The 15,435-nt window shown below is 44.5% G+C and carries 16 protein-coding genes; 8 read left to right on the top strand and 8 right to left on the bottom strand.

Annotated features, from left to right (window positions below):
• Nucleotides 1-32: 32 nt before the first annotated feature.
• The 5 genes from BC643_RS02330 to BC643_RS02350 all read left to right on the top strand — a co-directional run bounded on the left by BC643_RS02330 (nucleotide 33) and on the right by BC643_RS02350 (nucleotide 2,776).
• Nucleotides 33-632, top strand: a complete 600-nt coding sequence (locus BC643_RS02330) for an IMPACT family protein (protein ID WP_120271562.1) — start codon at nucleotides 33-35, stop codon at nucleotides 630-632.
• A gap of 87 nt (nucleotides 633-719) precedes the next feature.
• Nucleotides 720-938 carry a hypothetical protein gene (locus BC643_RS02335; RefSeq protein ID WP_120271563.1) on the top strand — a complete coding sequence of 73 codons (219 nt, stop codon included), beginning with the start codon at nucleotides 720-722 and terminating at the stop codon, nucleotides 936-938.
• On the top strand, nucleotides 939-1,847 hold the full coding sequence (gene pyrB, locus BC643_RS02340) for an aspartate carbamoyltransferase (protein WP_120271564.1): 909 nt from the start codon (nucleotides 939-941) through the stop codon (nucleotides 1,845-1,847). It abuts the gene before it with no gap.
• Nucleotides 1,848-1,853: 6 nt separating this feature from the next.
• The gene (gene pyrI, locus BC643_RS02345; protein WP_120271565.1) at nucleotides 1,854-2,324 is read left to right on the top strand and encodes an aspartate carbamoyltransferase regulatory subunit; all 471 of its coding nucleotides are present in this window, start codon (nucleotides 1,854-1,856) and stop codon (nucleotides 2,322-2,324) included.
• Nucleotides 2,325-2,329: 5 nt separating this feature from the next.
• The gene (locus tag BC643_RS02350; RefSeq protein WP_120271566.1) at nucleotides 2,330-2,776 is read left to right on the top strand and encodes a GAF domain-containing protein; all 447 of its coding nucleotides are present in this window, start codon (nucleotides 2,330-2,332) and stop codon (nucleotides 2,774-2,776) included.
• Nucleotides 2,777-2,833: 57 nt separating this feature from the next.
• Here BC643_RS02350 and BC643_RS02355 read toward each other — a convergent pair whose 3' ends face one another.
• From BC643_RS02355 to BC643_RS02390, 8 genes are all read right to left on the bottom strand, one after another.
• Nucleotides 2,834-3,256 carry an RNA recognition motif domain-containing protein gene (locus BC643_RS02355; protein WP_120271567.1) on the bottom strand — a complete coding sequence of 141 codons (423 nt, stop codon included), beginning with the start codon at nucleotides 3,254-3,256 and terminating at the stop codon, nucleotides 2,834-2,836.
• 324 nt (nucleotides 3,257-3,580) lie between these two features.
• Nucleotides 3,581-4,771, bottom strand: a complete 1,191-nt coding sequence (locus BC643_RS02360; RefSeq protein WP_120271568.1) for a class I SAM-dependent rRNA methyltransferase — start codon at nucleotides 4,769-4,771, stop codon at nucleotides 3,581-3,583.
• The gene (locus BC643_RS02365; RefSeq protein ID WP_120271569.1) at nucleotides 4,768-5,346 is read right to left on the bottom strand and encodes a 3'-5' exonuclease; all 579 of its coding nucleotides are present in this window, start codon (nucleotides 5,344-5,346) and stop codon (nucleotides 4,768-4,770) included. Before BC643_RS02365 ends, BC643_RS02360 begins: the two co-directional genes overlap by 4 nt.
• Nucleotides 5,347-5,409: 63 nt before the next feature.
• Nucleotides 5,410-6,027, bottom strand: a complete 618-nt coding sequence (locus tag BC643_RS02370) for a DUF5063 domain-containing protein (RefSeq protein WP_120271570.1) — start codon at nucleotides 6,025-6,027, stop codon at nucleotides 5,410-5,412.
• Between the two features lie 241 nt (nucleotides 6,028-6,268).
• A complete protein-coding gene (locus BC643_RS02375; protein ID WP_120271571.1) occupies nucleotides 6,269-6,739 on the bottom strand; it encodes a heme-binding domain-containing protein in 471 nt (156 codons plus the stop codon).
• A 43-nt stretch (nucleotides 6,740-6,782) separates the two neighbouring features.
• Nucleotides 6,783-7,169: a heme-binding domain-containing protein gene (locus tag BC643_RS02380; RefSeq protein WP_120271572.1), complete on the bottom strand. Its 387-nt coding sequence runs from the start codon at nucleotides 7,167-7,169 to the stop codon at nucleotides 6,783-6,785.
• Nucleotides 7,170-7,355: 186 nt separating this feature from the next.
• Nucleotides 7,356-8,975: a glycoside hydrolase family 28 protein gene (locus BC643_RS02385; RefSeq protein WP_170154427.1), complete on the bottom strand. Its 1,620-nt coding sequence runs from the start codon at nucleotides 8,973-8,975 to the stop codon at nucleotides 7,356-7,358.
• 102 nt (nucleotides 8,976-9,077) lie between these two features.
• Entirely contained in the window at nucleotides 9,078-10,985 is a 1,908-nt protein-coding gene (locus BC643_RS02390) for a RecQ family ATP-dependent DNA helicase (protein WP_120271574.1), read from the bottom strand.
• Nucleotides 10,986-11,125: 140 nt separating this feature from the next.
• Between BC643_RS02390 and guaB the strand changes: the two genes are divergently transcribed.
• Genes guaB through BC643_RS02405 form a run of 3 tightly spaced genes read left to right on the top strand, consistent with a single transcriptional unit; the run spans nucleotide 11,126 to nucleotide 15,435 of the window.
• A complete protein-coding gene (guaB, locus tag BC643_RS02395) occupies nucleotides 11,126-12,601 on the top strand; it encodes an IMP dehydrogenase (protein ID WP_120274106.1) in 1,476 nt (491 codons plus the stop codon).
• 6 nt (nucleotides 12,602-12,607) lie between these two features.
• Nucleotides 12,608-14,584 carry a peptidylprolyl isomerase gene (locus BC643_RS02400; RefSeq protein ID WP_120271575.1) on the top strand — a complete coding sequence of 659 codons (1,977 nt, stop codon included), beginning with the start codon at nucleotides 12,608-12,610 and terminating at the stop codon, nucleotides 14,582-14,584.
• Nucleotides 14,581-15,435, top strand: a complete 855-nt coding sequence (locus BC643_RS02405) for a hypothetical protein (protein ID WP_147377112.1) — start codon at nucleotides 14,581-14,583, stop codon at nucleotides 15,433-15,435. Before BC643_RS02400 ends, BC643_RS02405 begins: the two co-directional genes overlap by 4 nt.

Genomic DNA, 15,435 nt, shown 5'->3' on the forward strand with positions numbered 1-15,435 from the left:
ATCATTGTGATCTGCCTTTTTTTTATCCGCCAATGAGTGATTCTTATTTGACAATAGCCCAAGCCTGCGAAGGCCTTTTCAAAGACAAAGGCAGTAAGTTTTTGGCTTATGCCTACCCTGTTGAAACGGAGGACGAGATAAAAGAGCACATTCAGAACCTCAAGAAAGAACATTACTCGGCCCGCCACCATTGTTATGCCTGGCGCCTGGGAGCCGACAAAACCCAATTTCGCGCCAATGACGATGGTGAACCTTCGTCTACTGCCGGGAAACCAATACTTGGACAAATTCAGCGTCTTGATTTAACGAATATACTCGTAGTTGTAGTTCGGTACTTCGGAGGTACTTTGCTTGGCGTAAGCGGCCTGATCAACGCATACAGAGCTGCCGCAGCAGATGCCCTAGAGCAAGCTGAAATTGTAGAACAGCTGGTCGAAATAGCATTTTGGGTCGAGTTCGACTATTTAAATATGAATAGTGTGATGAAGGTATTCAAAGACGAAAACCTGCCGCAAAAGAAAACCGATTTCGACCTGCGCTGCAGAATCCGTTCATCTATCCGTGAAAGCGAGTCGGAACGCCTGTTTGCCTTGCTTTTAAACATCGAGGGAGTACGAATAAACCAACTGTAAACAATGACAATATTGTTAGTAAGTCATTAATAAATACTGCTCAAAATCATGCTATAATAAACGATAGCTCTATAACTTTACATTTTAATGAAAGGCTTGCATAATCGATATCATTTTCAGCTGGATGGCAGCGACCATTCCTTTATTCTTTTCCCAAATTTCTTTTATGATTTGATTCGATTAGGCGGTCATTTTAAGCAATTTCATATTTCAGAAATTTCAAAGACTTTAAAAGAGCCAGCAGTTGTGAAAAACACTGTTGGTTTTTTTATGTCTGCGTTTCAAACTAAAAAACAAACACCATAAATGAAGAAAGATTTAATTTCCATCATGGATTATTCGAAGGAAGAATACCTTCGGATTATGGAATTGGCTGCGGATTTTGAACGAAATCCCAACCAACGACTGCTGGAAGGCAAGGTAGTCGCTTCGCTCTTCTTTGAACCGTCAACCCGAACCCGCTTGAGTTTTGAAACTGCAATCAACCGTTTGGGTGGACGAATCATCGGTTTTTCCGATTCTAACTCGTCGAGTGTTACCAAAGGCGAAACGCTACACGACACCATTCGCATGGTTTCCAACTATGCCGATCTTATTGTGATGCGTCACCCGTTGGAAGGCAGCGCCCGGTATGCGGCCGAAGTTTCTTCGGTGCCAATTATCAATGCAGGCGACGGAGCTAACCAACACCCAACACAAACCCTGCTCGACATGTATTCGATCATTAAAACACAGGGGCGCCTCGATAACATTAATATCTTCATGGTTGGTGACTTGAAATACGGACGCACCGTACACTCGTTGCTGATGGCCCTGTCGCAGTTTGAAAACCCGATCTTCAACTTTATAGCGCCCGAAGAACTGCAGATGCCGGAAGAATACAAACTCTACCTGCGCGAAAAAGGAATCCGCTATTTTGAGCACCGGGAATTTACCGACATCATCTCGGAAGCCGACATTGTTTACATGACCCGCGTACAAAAGGAACGTTTCTCGGATCCGATTGAATACGAACAGGTGAAAAACGTTTACATCCTCCGGAACAGCATGCTCAAAAATACCAAGCCGAACATGCGTATTTTGCACCCGCTACCACGTGTCAACGAAATTCATACCGACGTTGATAAAAACGAAAAAGCATATTACTTCGACCAGGCATTGAATGGTGTTTTTGCCCGCGAAGCAATTATTGCTCACACGTTAAATCTTAAATAAGCAGCCATGAGCGACAAAATAAAAAAGAAACTAAAACTGAAAGTGAGTGCCATCAGCGAGGGCACTGTGATCGATCACATTCCTTCTGAGGTGTTGTTCGAGGTGATCTCCATCCTGGAACTCGACAAAACGACCAACATGATTACTTTCGGGGCGAATCTCGACAGTGAGAAACAAGGTCGCAAAGCGATCATCAAGGTTTCGAACCAGTTTTTTGCCAACGACGACATTAACCGGATTGCCTTGATTGCGCCGAACGCCAAGCTGAACATTATCCGCGATTACGAGGTTGTGGAGAAAAAGGTAGTCGAAGTGCCGGACCAGGTTATTGGCATCGTTAAATGCTTCAACCCCAAATGCATCACCAACAACGAGGAAGTGCTGACCTCGTTCAAAGTGGTACAGAAGAGTCCGCTGGCTTTAAAATGTAAATACTGCGAGAAGATTACCCACGAACATCAAATGGTTATTAAATAGAACGAATGAAGACAGAATTCAAAGCTTGTTTGGACACAATCAAGAAGTTAGTTGATGAAAATCCCAACGACCTGTTGTTCCAAATTTGCCAAACATTAAAAGAGCAAGTGTACCATTACGATTGGGTTGGCTTTTATGTGCTCGAAAACGGAGGATTGGTATTGGGCCCTTACGTTGGAAAGCCAACTGAACATACACATATTGCCATTGGAAAAGGCATTTGCGGACAGGTAGCCGAACGCGAAGAGACCATGATTGTACAGGATGTCACCCAGGTTGAAAACTACATCTCCTGTGGGCTCGATGTCCAATCGGAGATTGTTGTACCGGTAATGAGAAACGGGCGTTTTGTTGCCGAACTCGATATCGACAGCCACTCACCTGCCCCGTTTACAAAAGACGACCAGACTTTCCTGGAAGAAATTTGCCAATTGATCAACGACAAATTTTAAGCAAAAAAAATCGCCGGGATCATCCCGGCGATTATATCTTCACAGCCTAATGGCTTCTTAGTAGCGTTCACGTCTTTGAGGACGGCCACCATCGCTATTTCTGTTAAAGCGATCACCGCCACCGTGTCCTCTGTCTCTGTCATAACCACCGCCGCCTCTGTTGAAGCCGCCACCGCCTTGACGTTGGAAACCACCTTCACGACGAGGTCTGCTGTTGAAACCACCACCACCGGTGTTTTCTCTCGGCTTAGCCTCATTTACTTTGATGTTACGACCTTGAACATCTGCACCGTCTAATTTAGCGATTGCAGCTGCACCTTCTTCATCATCGGCCATTTCAACGAAACCGAATCCTTTAGCACGACCGGTTTCACGATCTTTTACAAGTTTTACAGAAACAACTTCTCCGTATGCTGCAAACAATTCTGCAACATCTTCTTCTTTAAGTGTGTAGTTTAAATTACCTACGTAAATGTTCATAATTTGGAAAAAATAAAAATTAAAAAATAAAAACACATGAGGTAAAATCAAGGAATTTGAGAAACGGAGAGAAATTATTTCAATTTTATAAAATCACCTGAACCAAAAAGCATTGACCCTACCTTAATAAAAATACAATTGTTCAAAGAATCTGGTCATGAAGGTAATTTTTGTACCGGAAGGCAGGTTACTTTCCTGTTCATTTATTACAAGTCATTACACCATAGCTGAATACAAATTTAAAGATAGTTTTGAATCCGCAAGCGCAAGTCCGATATTTTTTATGAATTATTGACAGGAATTAAATTTTATTGCCTCCAATGTTTAATCGACATAAAGAACAAGCCCCTTTAAGTACTCACCCTCAGGATGATAGATATTTACGGGATGATCGGCCGGCTGAGTTAATTGATGTAATATTCTTACTTTTCGGCCCGAAATAGCGGCTCCGGAGAAGACTGCTTCCCGAAATTTATCCTTTGTAACCACCTGTGAACAGCTAAAAGTGAACACAATTCCGCCCGGACGAATCTGTTCGAACGCTCTCGCATTTAAACGCTTGTAAGCCTGAAGGGCCTGGTGCAAGGCATTGCGATGTTTGGCAAATGCCGGCGGATCAAGAATAATCAGGTCGTATTTATCTTTGATATCGCGCATGAATTCGAAGGCGTCGGCCACGTATGCTTCGTGACGGGCATCATCCGGGAAGTTCAGACCAACGTTCTGGCGGGTAAGGTCAATTGCTTTGGCCGAAGCGTCAACAGAATGCACCAATCTTGCATTCCCCTGCATGGCATAAAACGAAAAGCCTCCGCTGTAACAGAACATGTTCAGCACATCGCGGTTTTCCGAGAATTCGCGCACCAAGCGACGGTTCTCCCGCTGGTCGACAAAGAAACCGGTCTTCTGCCCTTCAACCCAGTCAACGCGGAACTGGTTGTCGTATTCTTTTACGATCGTCGGCTCCGAAGTACCCAGCAGGTAACCATTTTCAGGTTGAATGTCGGCTTTGAACGGCAAAGTTTTATCACTTTTATCGTACACAGCAATGAGCTTGTCGCCCAACAATTCCTTCAGAATATCCGCTAACTCGACGCGAATGTGGTACATGCCCACCGAGTGTGCCTGGTAAACGGCTGTTCCGTTATAAAAATCGATGATTAGGCCGGGCAAACCATCGCCTTCGCCATGAACCAGGCGAAAAACGTTTGTTGATTGATTGTCGAGCAGCCCCAGCGAAGCCCGCAGATTTACAGCCTCGCCCAGTAGTTGCTTCCAAAAACTGCGATCGATTTCAACGTCTTTGAAGCTCAAAATACGCACGGCAATGGAGCCGATCTGGTAATGGCCAATTCCCAGGAATTCGTTGGAATTGGACACAACACGAACCAAGTCCCCTTCCTGAACTTCTGAACTGATTTTTTTGATCGCCCCTGAAAAAACCCAGGGGTGAAAACGCTTCAGTGATTGTTCTTTTCCTTTGCTAAGAACAACGGTAGCGCGAATATTTGTCATGATTGAGCTTCTGTTAATGAATAAAAAATTTCGTGCGCAACCCAAGCGTCAGTTGCGGCGTAAGTTTGCTGGCCTTCAGATAAATTATCGGCCTCCCAATTGGTTAAACGTTGCGATTTGGAAATACGAACTCCAAGGACAATTCCGGCTATTTTCTTCAGGCTGAAATCCTGAATACCGAAACCTTTTACTTTTTCCTGCAGTTCAACAAAACCAGCCGCCTTGAAATGGCTGAGCCGTTGCAGCGCCTTTACGTCATCGCGTATTGCCACGCCGACTTTTAAAATATTTGAATCAGAGAGCAGCGTCTTCAAATCGTCCGGAAGACCCACTTTGTGCAGTTGAAATAGAAATGCCCGCTCAGAGTTCGATAACTGCAGCAAAGCTACTTTATTCACCTGTCCCCGCTTAAATGATGGTTTGGTTTCCGTATCGAATCCCAAAACTTCCGATTGCGACAAATAAGACACAGCTTCCTTCAGCTGCGCGAAATTATCCACAACAGTTATCTCTCCATCAAACGCTTTTTGAGGAAGGTCGTCCAATTCTTCTTTCGTAATACTCTCCTGAAACATCTATTGTCACTCGTCTTTTAGATTCATAAATACGGCGCCTGGTCGTGTAGTCGTTTGTTCGTGCTAATCCATCGGATCGTTAAACAAATTTTTCAACCATGCCGGTTTGCTGGTTTCTTCTTCATCGTCCGAAGGAATTTTAATATCCTCTTCGAAATCGACATCGCTGTAAACCAAAGTATGCACAGCGCGAAGGCTATTCACCAGCTTTTGCCCCCAGTAATTTTTAAAATTATCCACGCATTCCCACAAGGCTTCCTGCATCACCAACTCATCGCCGGTTCGGTACGAAAGCACAAAATCCTTCAAATCCTGGTACACGTCCGTGAGATTTTCAGAAATACTTGCAGTTAACGGTGTCTCACTAAATTGCATATCCTGATCAAACACTTCGTAGTAATCGTCGTGCGCGCCCAACAGATTCATAATTCGTTGTTGCAGGTAATTGTAGTCCACCTCCGATACAAACTTCTCCAGGGCCAACTCTTCCGAACTTTCGAAATCGGGCAAAAGCGTCGCCTTCAAATAAACTAAGGGGAGAATTTTCTGGATTTTCGAAAGCATGTCTTTGGCGCCCATCGCACCGGCCGACTCTACAAACTTACAATACTCGTTGGCAACAGTCACAAATTCGATGACTTGTTTGGAATAAACCAACTGATTAAACTGATCTTCTGACATAGAATGAAATGCAATATATCCCGCAAAAATAATAAGATTTAAATTAAGAGAGCGAATTAAATTCGAAGCTGTTGCAATATCATTTCGAAAGAACAACGAATTTAAAACTGAGCTAAGATAAGTTTCCTCGTTCTGACCGAAACTTCATGATCAAGTTGCTTGAAAAAAATTTCAATGCGGCACATAAAAAAGCAGGACCACATCATTTTGGAGCCCTGCTCATTATCTCAATTTATATTGACTATTCCGTCGCTTCCAGCACCAAGTCTTCCTGGTACGATTCAATCCATTGAATCAATGATTGCTTTTCAACCTCCGAGAGGCGCGCATCCGCATGAATCAGCGTGTATGACTTCAGCGGCATTTTGCCTTCCTGTACTTCTTTTTTCATGTCTTCCAGTTTCCCGATTTTGTCCATCGTTGAAATTGGTCGCCATTCCGACAGATTCAACTCATGTTTTCCTTCCTGGATGTGGTTTGAAATGAACCACGAAACCGGGGCAAATTTGTGATACCACTGGTAGTGTGTCTGGTTTGAATGACAATCCAAACACGCCTTTTTCAGCGTCAACTGCACCGATTCCGGCACCTTGGTTTGCAAAAACATGTGATCTGTTGTCATCTTTCCCAAATTCTTTTCAGGTTGGAAAAACTGAATCACGATAATGCCAACAACCAGTACCAAAAATAAAATCCGAATAATCTTTTTCATTTCATCAAAATTTCACGCGTGAAGGAATGCGCTGCAAAGAAAGCTATTTTTTCTTCAATAAAGCCTTCGATTCTTTTTGCACCCAATCAACCAAAAGTTTGGTCTCATCCGGAGTCAATGCAGCTTCCGGGTGTTTCTCCAGGAATTTTTGAGGTGGCATTTCACCCTCGCTCACTTCTTTTTTAACTTCGCTCAGGGTCGCTATTTTCTCGATGTTTGTAAAACCGTCCAACGTACTGAAGTTTAAGCCCTTTTTTGCCTTGTCGCTACGGCCGGCATCATTGTGGCATTCAAAACATTTACTTTCCATTACCGCTTTTACCTTTTGAGGCATCGGGTATGTGATTTTACTTTCTTCATCATTGTTACCGCCAGCCTGACTGGCAATAGCAACGGCTACAAACGCAAAAAGCAGGCTTAATTTCTTCATAATAAATTGTTATTGAAGTGATTTAATTGAATGTATGACATTAGAAACTTCCAAAGGTTTAAAAAGGTTTAGAACATCTCGTTAATAGATGCTAACAAAGCATGAAACAAAACAACTTGGCCATTTCAAAACAAAACAGGCCATCGGTGATTCCGACAGCCTGCGTTTATCTTTTATATGGATTTCCTATTTCACATCCAAAACCTTTGGATCAGCTCCGTCGGCGAATTCAATGTTTTCAGCCGTCAATCCGGATGATTTGATTTTGAGCGCTGATGTTTCTGCCCCTTTCACTTGCACCAGTTTTTCGGTTGAAGCATGCATGTTTTCAAATGAAAAATTGCTAACATCTTCGAGCAGAAAAGCTGGGCCTCTTTCAGGCTCCACGGTCACATTTTTCAAGCTGATTCCTTCACTTCGGATGGCTTCAAAACCTTCACGTGTTTGCAGCAACATATTTTCAAAGGTCACATTCTTCACATTCAAATCGGCATTTACGCCGCCAAGCACAGCAGCCTTCTCTGCCCCGTAGCAATAAATATTTTTGAAATGCAAACCGTCAAAATCTGGAGCCAAAAACTTCGAAGCATCAATATTCACGGGTATTGCAGCATTGTCTTTATAATCCAGGTTGAACGAAATCGCCTCACCGATCAGGTTGGTCATGTACACATCCTCAATGTAAACATTGGTAACTTTTCCGCCGCGCGTCACGTCCGATTTAAAACGCAGGCCAATGTCAGTCATGCTGCAGCTCAGGTTTTTGACGTAGATGTTGTTCATGCCTCCATCCGTGTTACTTCCGATCACAAAACCACCATGACCGTGAAAAACCTTGCAGTCTTTGATAACGATATTCTCGAGTCGGAATTCGCCTTCTTTTTTACCGCTGGATTTCATACAAATGCCGTCGTCACCCGTATTTACCGTGCAATTATACAACAGCACATTTTGGCAACGTGAAATATCTAAACCATCTGCATTCTGGTACCACCATTCGTTCAACACCTTCACATCGTGCATTACCAAACCATCAATACTGCGCAGCATGTTGGTAATGTGTGGCGAATTCATCAGCGTGATACCTTCAACAAGCATATTTTTCGTTTCCTCCACATTCAGCGTGTACGAACGCAGGGTTAAACGGACTTTCTCCCAATCTTCCCTGGTCATTTTCGACTCTTTCATGCCCTTTTTCAGGTCAATGGCTGCTTGCGTTCCTTTCTGCGGAAACCATATTTTTTCGTCATCACTCAACTCACCACCACTTTTCACCAGCTCTTTCCATTGCTTTTCTGTCCGCTTTTCCTTTTTTACAGGTCGCCATTTATCTCCATTTCCGTTAATTACGCCGTCTCCGGTAATGGCTACATCGACCAAATCAGAGCCACTGATTAAAGAAGGCATACTGGCTTTTCCACTAGAAGAAAAATCCAGGGGATAGTCTTCCGAATCGCCACTGAACAAGATCACCGCCCCGGCTTCCAAATGCAAATTCACATGGCTGGCCATCGTAATAGGGCCGGTCACAAAAATCCCGGCAGGAACAACAACAGTTCCCCCACCGGCTTTTGAGCATTCCTGAATCGCACTGTTTATGATCTGCGTATTCTTGAAAACACCATAGCCAACCGCTCCCTGTTCCACAATATTGAATGTCCGGTCGGGAAAAGTCGGGAGTTTTATTTTGAAGGACTCAAAAGGCAATTCTTTTAACTGATCGTCAACTTCTTTTTGGGTAATTTTTTGCGCCGAAACCGCGAGAGTGAAAAATATAAGCGCAACGAGAATGTTTAATCGTTTCATATGCATTAAAATAGTCTGATTTTCGATTGAATTATGATGAATTGTAAGGCTGTGGAATGCAATATTAACGATTTTGCTCCCTGATACAAACGAAAAAAGCGACTATTCCGTTTTCACCCACTCCAGCTTGTTGTCAATCCGGTGCACAATTTTGCCGTTATCAATCATCCAACGAATCACGCTAATCAGCTCGTCTTCGTTTTTATCTATTTTGAAAATCAGCTCTTCAAACAAGCAGGGTTCCTCCAGCAGTTCTTTCAGTTGGTCGCCAATCCGGTCGAGTTCAAGCTGGCTCAATCCCAATTGATTTTGTTCCATGCACACATCGCATTTTCCGCAGCGCACCGAGCTTTCCTCGCCAAAATATTCCAGCAAAATCTGGCTGCGGCATTTCAACCGACCAAACGAATAGTTCAACATGGCATCAATTCGTCGCTGGTAGTCGTCTTTCCGGTCGGTGTAGTTTTCCTTCGATATTTTAAGCCGCTCGGGCTCAATCCGCTCTTTGTTAAAAATGACATACGGCGTTTTCTTGCGGGGTATGTAATGAATAACCCGGTGCGAACTCAGCATCGTGAGGAAACGCCCGACAGCTTCAGTTGTGATGTTGGCCCGTTTGGCCAGCATATCTTCGTCAATGTTCACATAATTGGTGAAAAGCGCCGAGTACGACCGCAGCAGCAATTTCAGAAATCCATCGAAATTCGCATTTGCCACCTGGAACCTGTACAGCTCGTCACGTCCTACTGTAAAATGTACTCGCGACGGATTATCCAGCTCTTCCGTCAGCTCCAGGTAGCCCTCGCGCTGTAAAATCTTCAGACATGCCAGCACCGTCTGAATTTGCATATTGTAACGGCTGGCAAAATCCCCGATTTTGAAAGCCAGTATCTGATCCTTACCGTAACCAATTGCCAGTTGAAAGTAGTTACACAACGCCTGGTAAACCCGACGAATGACATCAACCGGCGGAAACGACTTCTCAACCTGCCCTTTCAAGCTACGCTCATCCGACTTGGCAGCAATTAGCACAGCGAAAGCCCGCTTCTCGTCCCGCCCGGCACGACCTGCCTCTTGAAAATAGGCTTCGGGCGAGTCCGGCGGCCCCATATGAATCACAAAGCGCACATCCGATTTGTCAATTCCCATCCCAAACGCGTTGGTTGCCACAATCACCCGCGTTTTGCCACTCTTCCAGTCCTCCTGTTTCTGCGCCCGGCTAACGCCCGATAAGCCGGCATGGTAATAATCAGCCGACACTTTGTTCTGCCGGAGGTAGTCCGAGATTTCCCGCGTCAGCTTTCGGCTTCGGACATACACGATGCCGGTTCCTTTGGCTCGCTGAACCGATTGCAGCAAATACTGCATCTTGTCTTCCCGCTCGCGAACCAGATAAGTCAGGTTGTCACGGAAAAAGCTCTTTTGCAGCACATTCTCCTTTTTAAACTGCAATTGCTGCTGAATGTCCTTTACGACGACTGGCGTCGCAGTCGCTGTAAGCGCCAAAATCGGCACTTTGGGCAGCAAGTCCCGCAGCTCTTTTATGCGTCGGTACGAAGGCCGAAAATCATAGCCCCACTGCGAAATACAGTGCGCTTCGTCAACTGCAATCAGGTTCACTTCCATTTGTTGCAGCCGCTCTTTGAAACGTTCGGTACCGACTCGTTCGGGCGATAGATAAAGAAACTTGTAATCACCCCAGGCAGCGCTGTCAAAAGCCAGCTTTACTTCCTGCTGACTCATTCCGGAGTGAATTGCCAGTGCCCGGATTCCCTTCTTTTGGAGATTCTCCACCTGGTCTTTCATCAGCGAAATCAACGGCGTAACCACCAAACAAATACCGGGTTTCGACAAACTATAAACCTGGAAAGTCACCGATTTTCCGCCGCCGGTTGGCATCAAGCCAAGCGTGTCCTTCCCGGCAGCAACCGATTCGATAATCTCCTCCTGCAAAGGTCTGAAATTGGGATATCCCCAGTGTTTTTGGAGTATGCTTCTGTAAATAGACACGTTAAATTCGGAGTTCTGTTTTAATACTATTTCGGATGAAAATTATGCTTTTTATCCTTCAGCTACAAATTGCAAATAAAGACAATATCCGTTTATTTTTCGTAGTTTTGAGATCATATACACATCTAACAATAATGACAATGCCATTTTTTGCCGACAAAGTAATATCTGAGGGATTGACATTCGATGATGTTTTACTGATTCCCGCCTACTCTGAAGTACTACCACGCGATGTCAATCTGAATTCCAAATTCTCACAATCCATCCAATTAAACACGCCAATCGTAACTGCAGCGATGGATACAGTAACCGAAGCCCCCATGGCCATTGCCATTGCGCGCGAAGGTGGCATCGGGGTAATTCACAAAAATATGTCGATTGAGGAGCAAGCCCGACAGGTTATTTCAGTGAAAAGGGCTGAAAACGGCATGATCTACGACCCCATAACCATCGAAAAAGAAAAGAAGGTTTTGGACGCGCTGGAACTGATGAGAACCTATAAAATTGGTGGTATCCCCGTGGTTGATGGCGATCGAAAATTAGTTGGAATCGTGACTAATCGGGATCTTCGCTTCGAAACCGACCTGCAAAAGCCGGTGGCCGAAGTGATGACCTCGAAAAATTTGATTTACACAACCGAGTCGACCGATTTGATGCGGGCGGCGGAAATACTGCAAAAGCACAAAATTGAAAAACTACCGGTCGTCGATAAGTCGAACCGCTTGATCGGGCTGGTTACCTATAAAGATATTACAAAAGCAAAAGACAAACCACTGGCATGCAAGGATGCGAAAGGTCGTCTGCGTGTCGCTGCAGGAGTTGGTCTGGCTTCCGATACCTTCGACCGTATTGATGAGCTCGTGAAAGCCCAGGTGGACGCCATTGTTATCGACACCGCACACGGGCATTCGAAAGGTGTGCTCGACTTGCTGAGAAAGGCCAAACAAAAATATCCGGAAATCGATATTGTTGCCGGGAATATTGCCACAGCCGAAGCAGCTACCGACATGGTACTTGCGGGTGCCGATGCTGTGAAAGTTGGAATCGGGCCTGGATCGATCTGTACAACCCGCGTGGTTGCCGGTGTTGGAATTCCGCAGCTTTCAGCAATCTACAGCGTAGCAAAAGCTTTAAAGCACAGCAAAATTCCGGTTATTGCCGATGGTGGCATCCGTTACTCGGGTGATATTGTAAAAGCATTGGCAGCCGGAGCTAGCTGCATCATGGCTGGTTCGTTGTTTGCCGGTGTGGAAGAATCGCCCGGTGAAACCATCATTTTCCAGGGTCGAAAATTTAAGACCTATCGCGGCATGGGCTCTGTTGAAGCAATGCAAGCCGGCTCGAAAGACCGTTATTTTCAGGATGTGGAAGATGACGTAAAAAAACTGGTTCCCGAAGGAATTACTGCCCGTGTACCTTTTAAAGGATCGCTTTACGAAGTGCTTTACCAATTAATCGGGGGACTTCGCTCGGGCATGGGCTACTGCGGGGCCAAAAACCTTGAAGAACTGAAACAAGCTAAATTTACGCGCATTACCAACAACGGTGTGCAGGAAAGTCACCCGCACGATGTAACCATTACCCGCGAGTCTCCAAACTACAGTTCTCGCCTATAAAATGATATGAATTTTAAGCGCTCTGAGTTGAAAACAAGAAAATACCTGGTTGGAGCACTCCTGCTGTTACTTCTGGCTCCACTTACTTTATTTGCACAGCAATCCGACGAGATTCTGCTGACGATTGATGACACACCGATTACAAAGGATGAATTTGTTCGGCTGTACCAGAAAAACAACAAAAATCTTCAGGACGACAGTTTAAAGAAGAGCCCTGAAGTGTACCTCGAGTTGTTCATAAACTACAAGCTGAAAGTAATGGAAGCCAAAGAATTGAAAATGGACACCGTGGCTTCTTTCCAAAAAGAATTCAAACAATACAGGAATCAGGTAGCCAAACCCTATTTGAGCTATTCCAATATCAATGATGAATCGCTGCATCAGGCCTACGACCGTATGACAACCGAAGTGAAAGCCAGTCACATCCTGATTGCCGTTTCACTCGATGCTCTGCCAGCCGATGTGGACGCCGCTTACCAAAAATGTCTGAAGATACGTCAACAGATTCTGGATGGTGCTGATTTCGGGGAAATGGCACGCCAGTTTTCGAACGATCCATCGGCCGCCCAAAACAATGGTCTGCTGGGATATTTCACCGGATTCCAAATGGTACCCGAATTTGAAGACGCCGCGTTCAGCTTAAAAACAGGCGAACTTTCGATGCCAGTGCGAACCAAATTTGGCTTTCACCTGATCCGACTCGAAGACAAACGGCCGGCTGCAGGTAAGCTCCAGGTTGCCCACATTATGAAACGCCTCTCACCTGCTGCCCCTGACGATTTGGTTGCCCGTGCAATGGCTGAAATGGACAGTCTCAAAACTTTGCTGGACAATGGAGCTTCATTCACGGAATTGGCCCGACGGTATTCTGACGACAAACAAACCGCTATGAACGGGGGCGTACTGCCTTGGTTTACTGCGACTGAAATGGTGCCCGAATTTGCCGAAGCGGCATTAAAGCTCAAGAATAATGGTGATATTTCGCCGGTGGTTCGTACCCCCTACGGCCTGCACTTGATAAAACTGCTCGACCGGCAACCCATTCCAACATTTGAAGAATCAAAATCCCTCTTAACCGAGAAAGTTCGTAACAATCCCGTCATCACCGAACACAACCAGGAGTTATTTATCCAGCACCTGAAAGATGAATACCAGTTTGAAGAGAATATTCCTGCGAAGGTTGCGATAATAGAGATATTCCCGCAAGAATTTGATAAAAACAAAGGGTCTGTTTCGCTCGGAACAGACGAGCTTCTGTTTCAATTTGACAGCGTTCAAATCTCACAACAAAATTTTATCGATTACCTAAACACAAAAAATTTCAATTCGACTCAAGACATCCGGCAGCAAGCCAACCACTACTACATTCAATTTGTAAATGAAACGCTGCTGCAGTTCGAAAACGACCAACTTGAGTCGAAATATCCCGACTTTCGTTACCTCGTTCAGGAATATTACGATGGCATTTTGCTGTTCAACCTTTCGGAGGAAAAAGTCTGGGAGAAAGCGGCCACGGATACTTTGGGCCTGCAACAGTTCTACGCGCAACACAATGATCTGGTAAAATGGGATGAGCGCTTTGAAGGATGGGCCATTCGCTGCGAGAACCAGGAAATCAGAGATTACATTGATGATATATTTGAAGAGGATGATAAGCTTTCGAAAGAAGAACTAACGGATCTGCTGAATATCCGGTTTCAGAATCAAGCTTTCGTACAAAAAGGTATATTTGCACGCGGAACAAATGATTTGGTCGACTATCTCGTTTGGGACGGGACCAAGCCGCAGAACTTTAAAGACGGCCTTTATTTCGTGCGCGGCGACCTTGTACCACCATCACCTAAAACACTTGAAGAAGCTCGGGGACAATACCTTTCGGCCTACCAGGATGAACTGGAGCAAGAATGGGTTGCAGACTTGCGAAGAGCTCACAAAATCCGGGTAAACAAGAAAGTTTTAAAATCGATTGAAAACATAAAATGAGGAACAGAATTTACTTTTTTTTGATTTGCTGCGTCGTTATGACAGCATGCCAGCCTAAAGAGATTGAAAAAACAACGGTTGCACAGGTTGGAGAATCGTACCTGTATTGGGAAGATTTAGCCAAAGTGGTTCCGAAAAACCTGAAAGGCGGCGACAGTACGCTCTGGGTCGACGACTTTGTGCGCAAATGGGTACAAAACGAACTCGTCATTATGAACGCTGAGCAAAACCTGACGGACGAACAGAAAAATGTTGACCAGGAGCTCAAAGAATACCGCAACTCGCTTCTCACCTACCGGTACAAAAAAGAATTGATGGCTCAGAAAATGGACACCATCATTAGTGATTCGGATGTGAACGCCTACTACAGCCTTCACCTCGACCGCTACAAACTAACTAACGATATTGTTAAAGCTGTTTATTTGAAAATTCCGCTGGAAGTTGCCAATGCCGAACTTCTGAAAACACTCTGCAAAGAAGCTGATACTGACAACTTAACACCAATAAGCGAATACGGCATACAGTACGCCAAAGTGTTCGATCGTTTCGACGACAAGTGGGTAAGCTGGGACAAAATAGCCGTGCAAGTTCCCGAAGAAATTAACATAGATCAACAAATTTTAAGAAGAAACAAGTTTATTGAAAGTAGCGATACAGATTATTATTACTTTATTTGTATCCTGGATTTTCGGCAGAAAGGCGAAAACGCACCCGTTGAGTTTGTCAGCCAGGAAATCCGGAATATTCTTTTGAACGAACGTAAAATTGAATTTCTGAAGAATATTGACGATGACATCTACAAAGAAGGCTTAGCATCGAATAAATTTAAAATTTATAATATAAAAAAATAG

It is taken from the genome of Mangrovibacterium diazotrophicum, from assembly GCF_003610535.1.
Classification (GTDB): domain Bacteria; phylum Bacteroidota; class Bacteroidia; order Bacteroidales; family Prolixibacteraceae; genus Mangrovibacterium; species Mangrovibacterium diazotrophicum.

Coding starts and splice junctions, on each gene's coding strand:
- BC643_RS02380 (WP_120271572.1), bottom strand. CDS start 7,169: ATGAAGAAATTAAGCCTGCTTTTTGCGTTTGTAGCCGTTGCTATTGCC.
- BC643_RS02365 (WP_120271569.1), bottom strand. CDS start 5,346: ATGTTTCAGGAGAGTATTACGAAAGAAGAATTGGACGACCTTCCTCAA.
- BC643_RS02370 (WP_120271570.1), bottom strand. CDS start 6,027: ATGTCAGAAGATCAGTTTAATCAGTTGGTTTATTCCAAACAAGTCATC.
- BC643_RS02355 (WP_120271567.1), bottom strand. CDS start 3,256: ATGAACATTTACGTAGGTAATTTAAACTACACACTTAAAGAAGAAGAT.
- BC643_RS02335 (WP_120271563.1), top strand. CDS start 720: ATGAAAGGCTTGCATAATCGATATCATTTTCAGCTGGATGGCAGCGAC.
- BC643_RS02375 (WP_120271571.1), bottom strand. CDS start 6,739: ATGAAAAAGATTATTCGGATTTTATTTTTGGTACTGGTTGTTGGCATT.
- pyrB (WP_120271564.1), top strand. CDS start 939: ATGAAGAAAGATTTAATTTCCATCATGGATTATTCGAAGGAAGAATAC.
- BC643_RS02360 (WP_120271568.1), bottom strand. CDS start 4,771: ATGACAAATATTCGCGCTACCGTTGTTCTTAGCAAAGGAAAAGAACAA.
- guaB (WP_120274106.1), top strand. CDS start 11,126: ATGCCATTTTTTGCCGACAAAGTAATATCTGAGGGATTGACATTCGAT.
- BC643_RS02330 (WP_120271562.1), top strand. CDS start 33: ATGAGTGATTCTTATTTGACAATAGCCCAAGCCTGCGAAGGCCTTTTC.
- BC643_RS02350 (WP_120271566.1), top strand. CDS start 2,330: ATGAAGACAGAATTCAAAGCTTGTTTGGACACAATCAAGAAGTTAGTT.
- pyrI (WP_120271565.1), top strand. CDS start 1,854: ATGAGCGACAAAATAAAAAAGAAACTAAAACTGAAAGTGAGTGCCATC.
- BC643_RS02405 (WP_147377112.1), top strand. CDS start 14,581: ATGAGGAACAGAATTTACTTTTTTTTGATTTGCTGCGTCGTTATGACA.
- BC643_RS02385 (WP_170154427.1), bottom strand. CDS start 8,975: ATGAAACGATTAAACATTCTCGTTGCGCTTATATTTTTCACTCTCGCG.
- BC643_RS02400 (WP_120271575.1), top strand. CDS start 12,608: ATGAATTTTAAGCGCTCTGAGTTGAAAACAAGAAAATACCTGGTTGGA.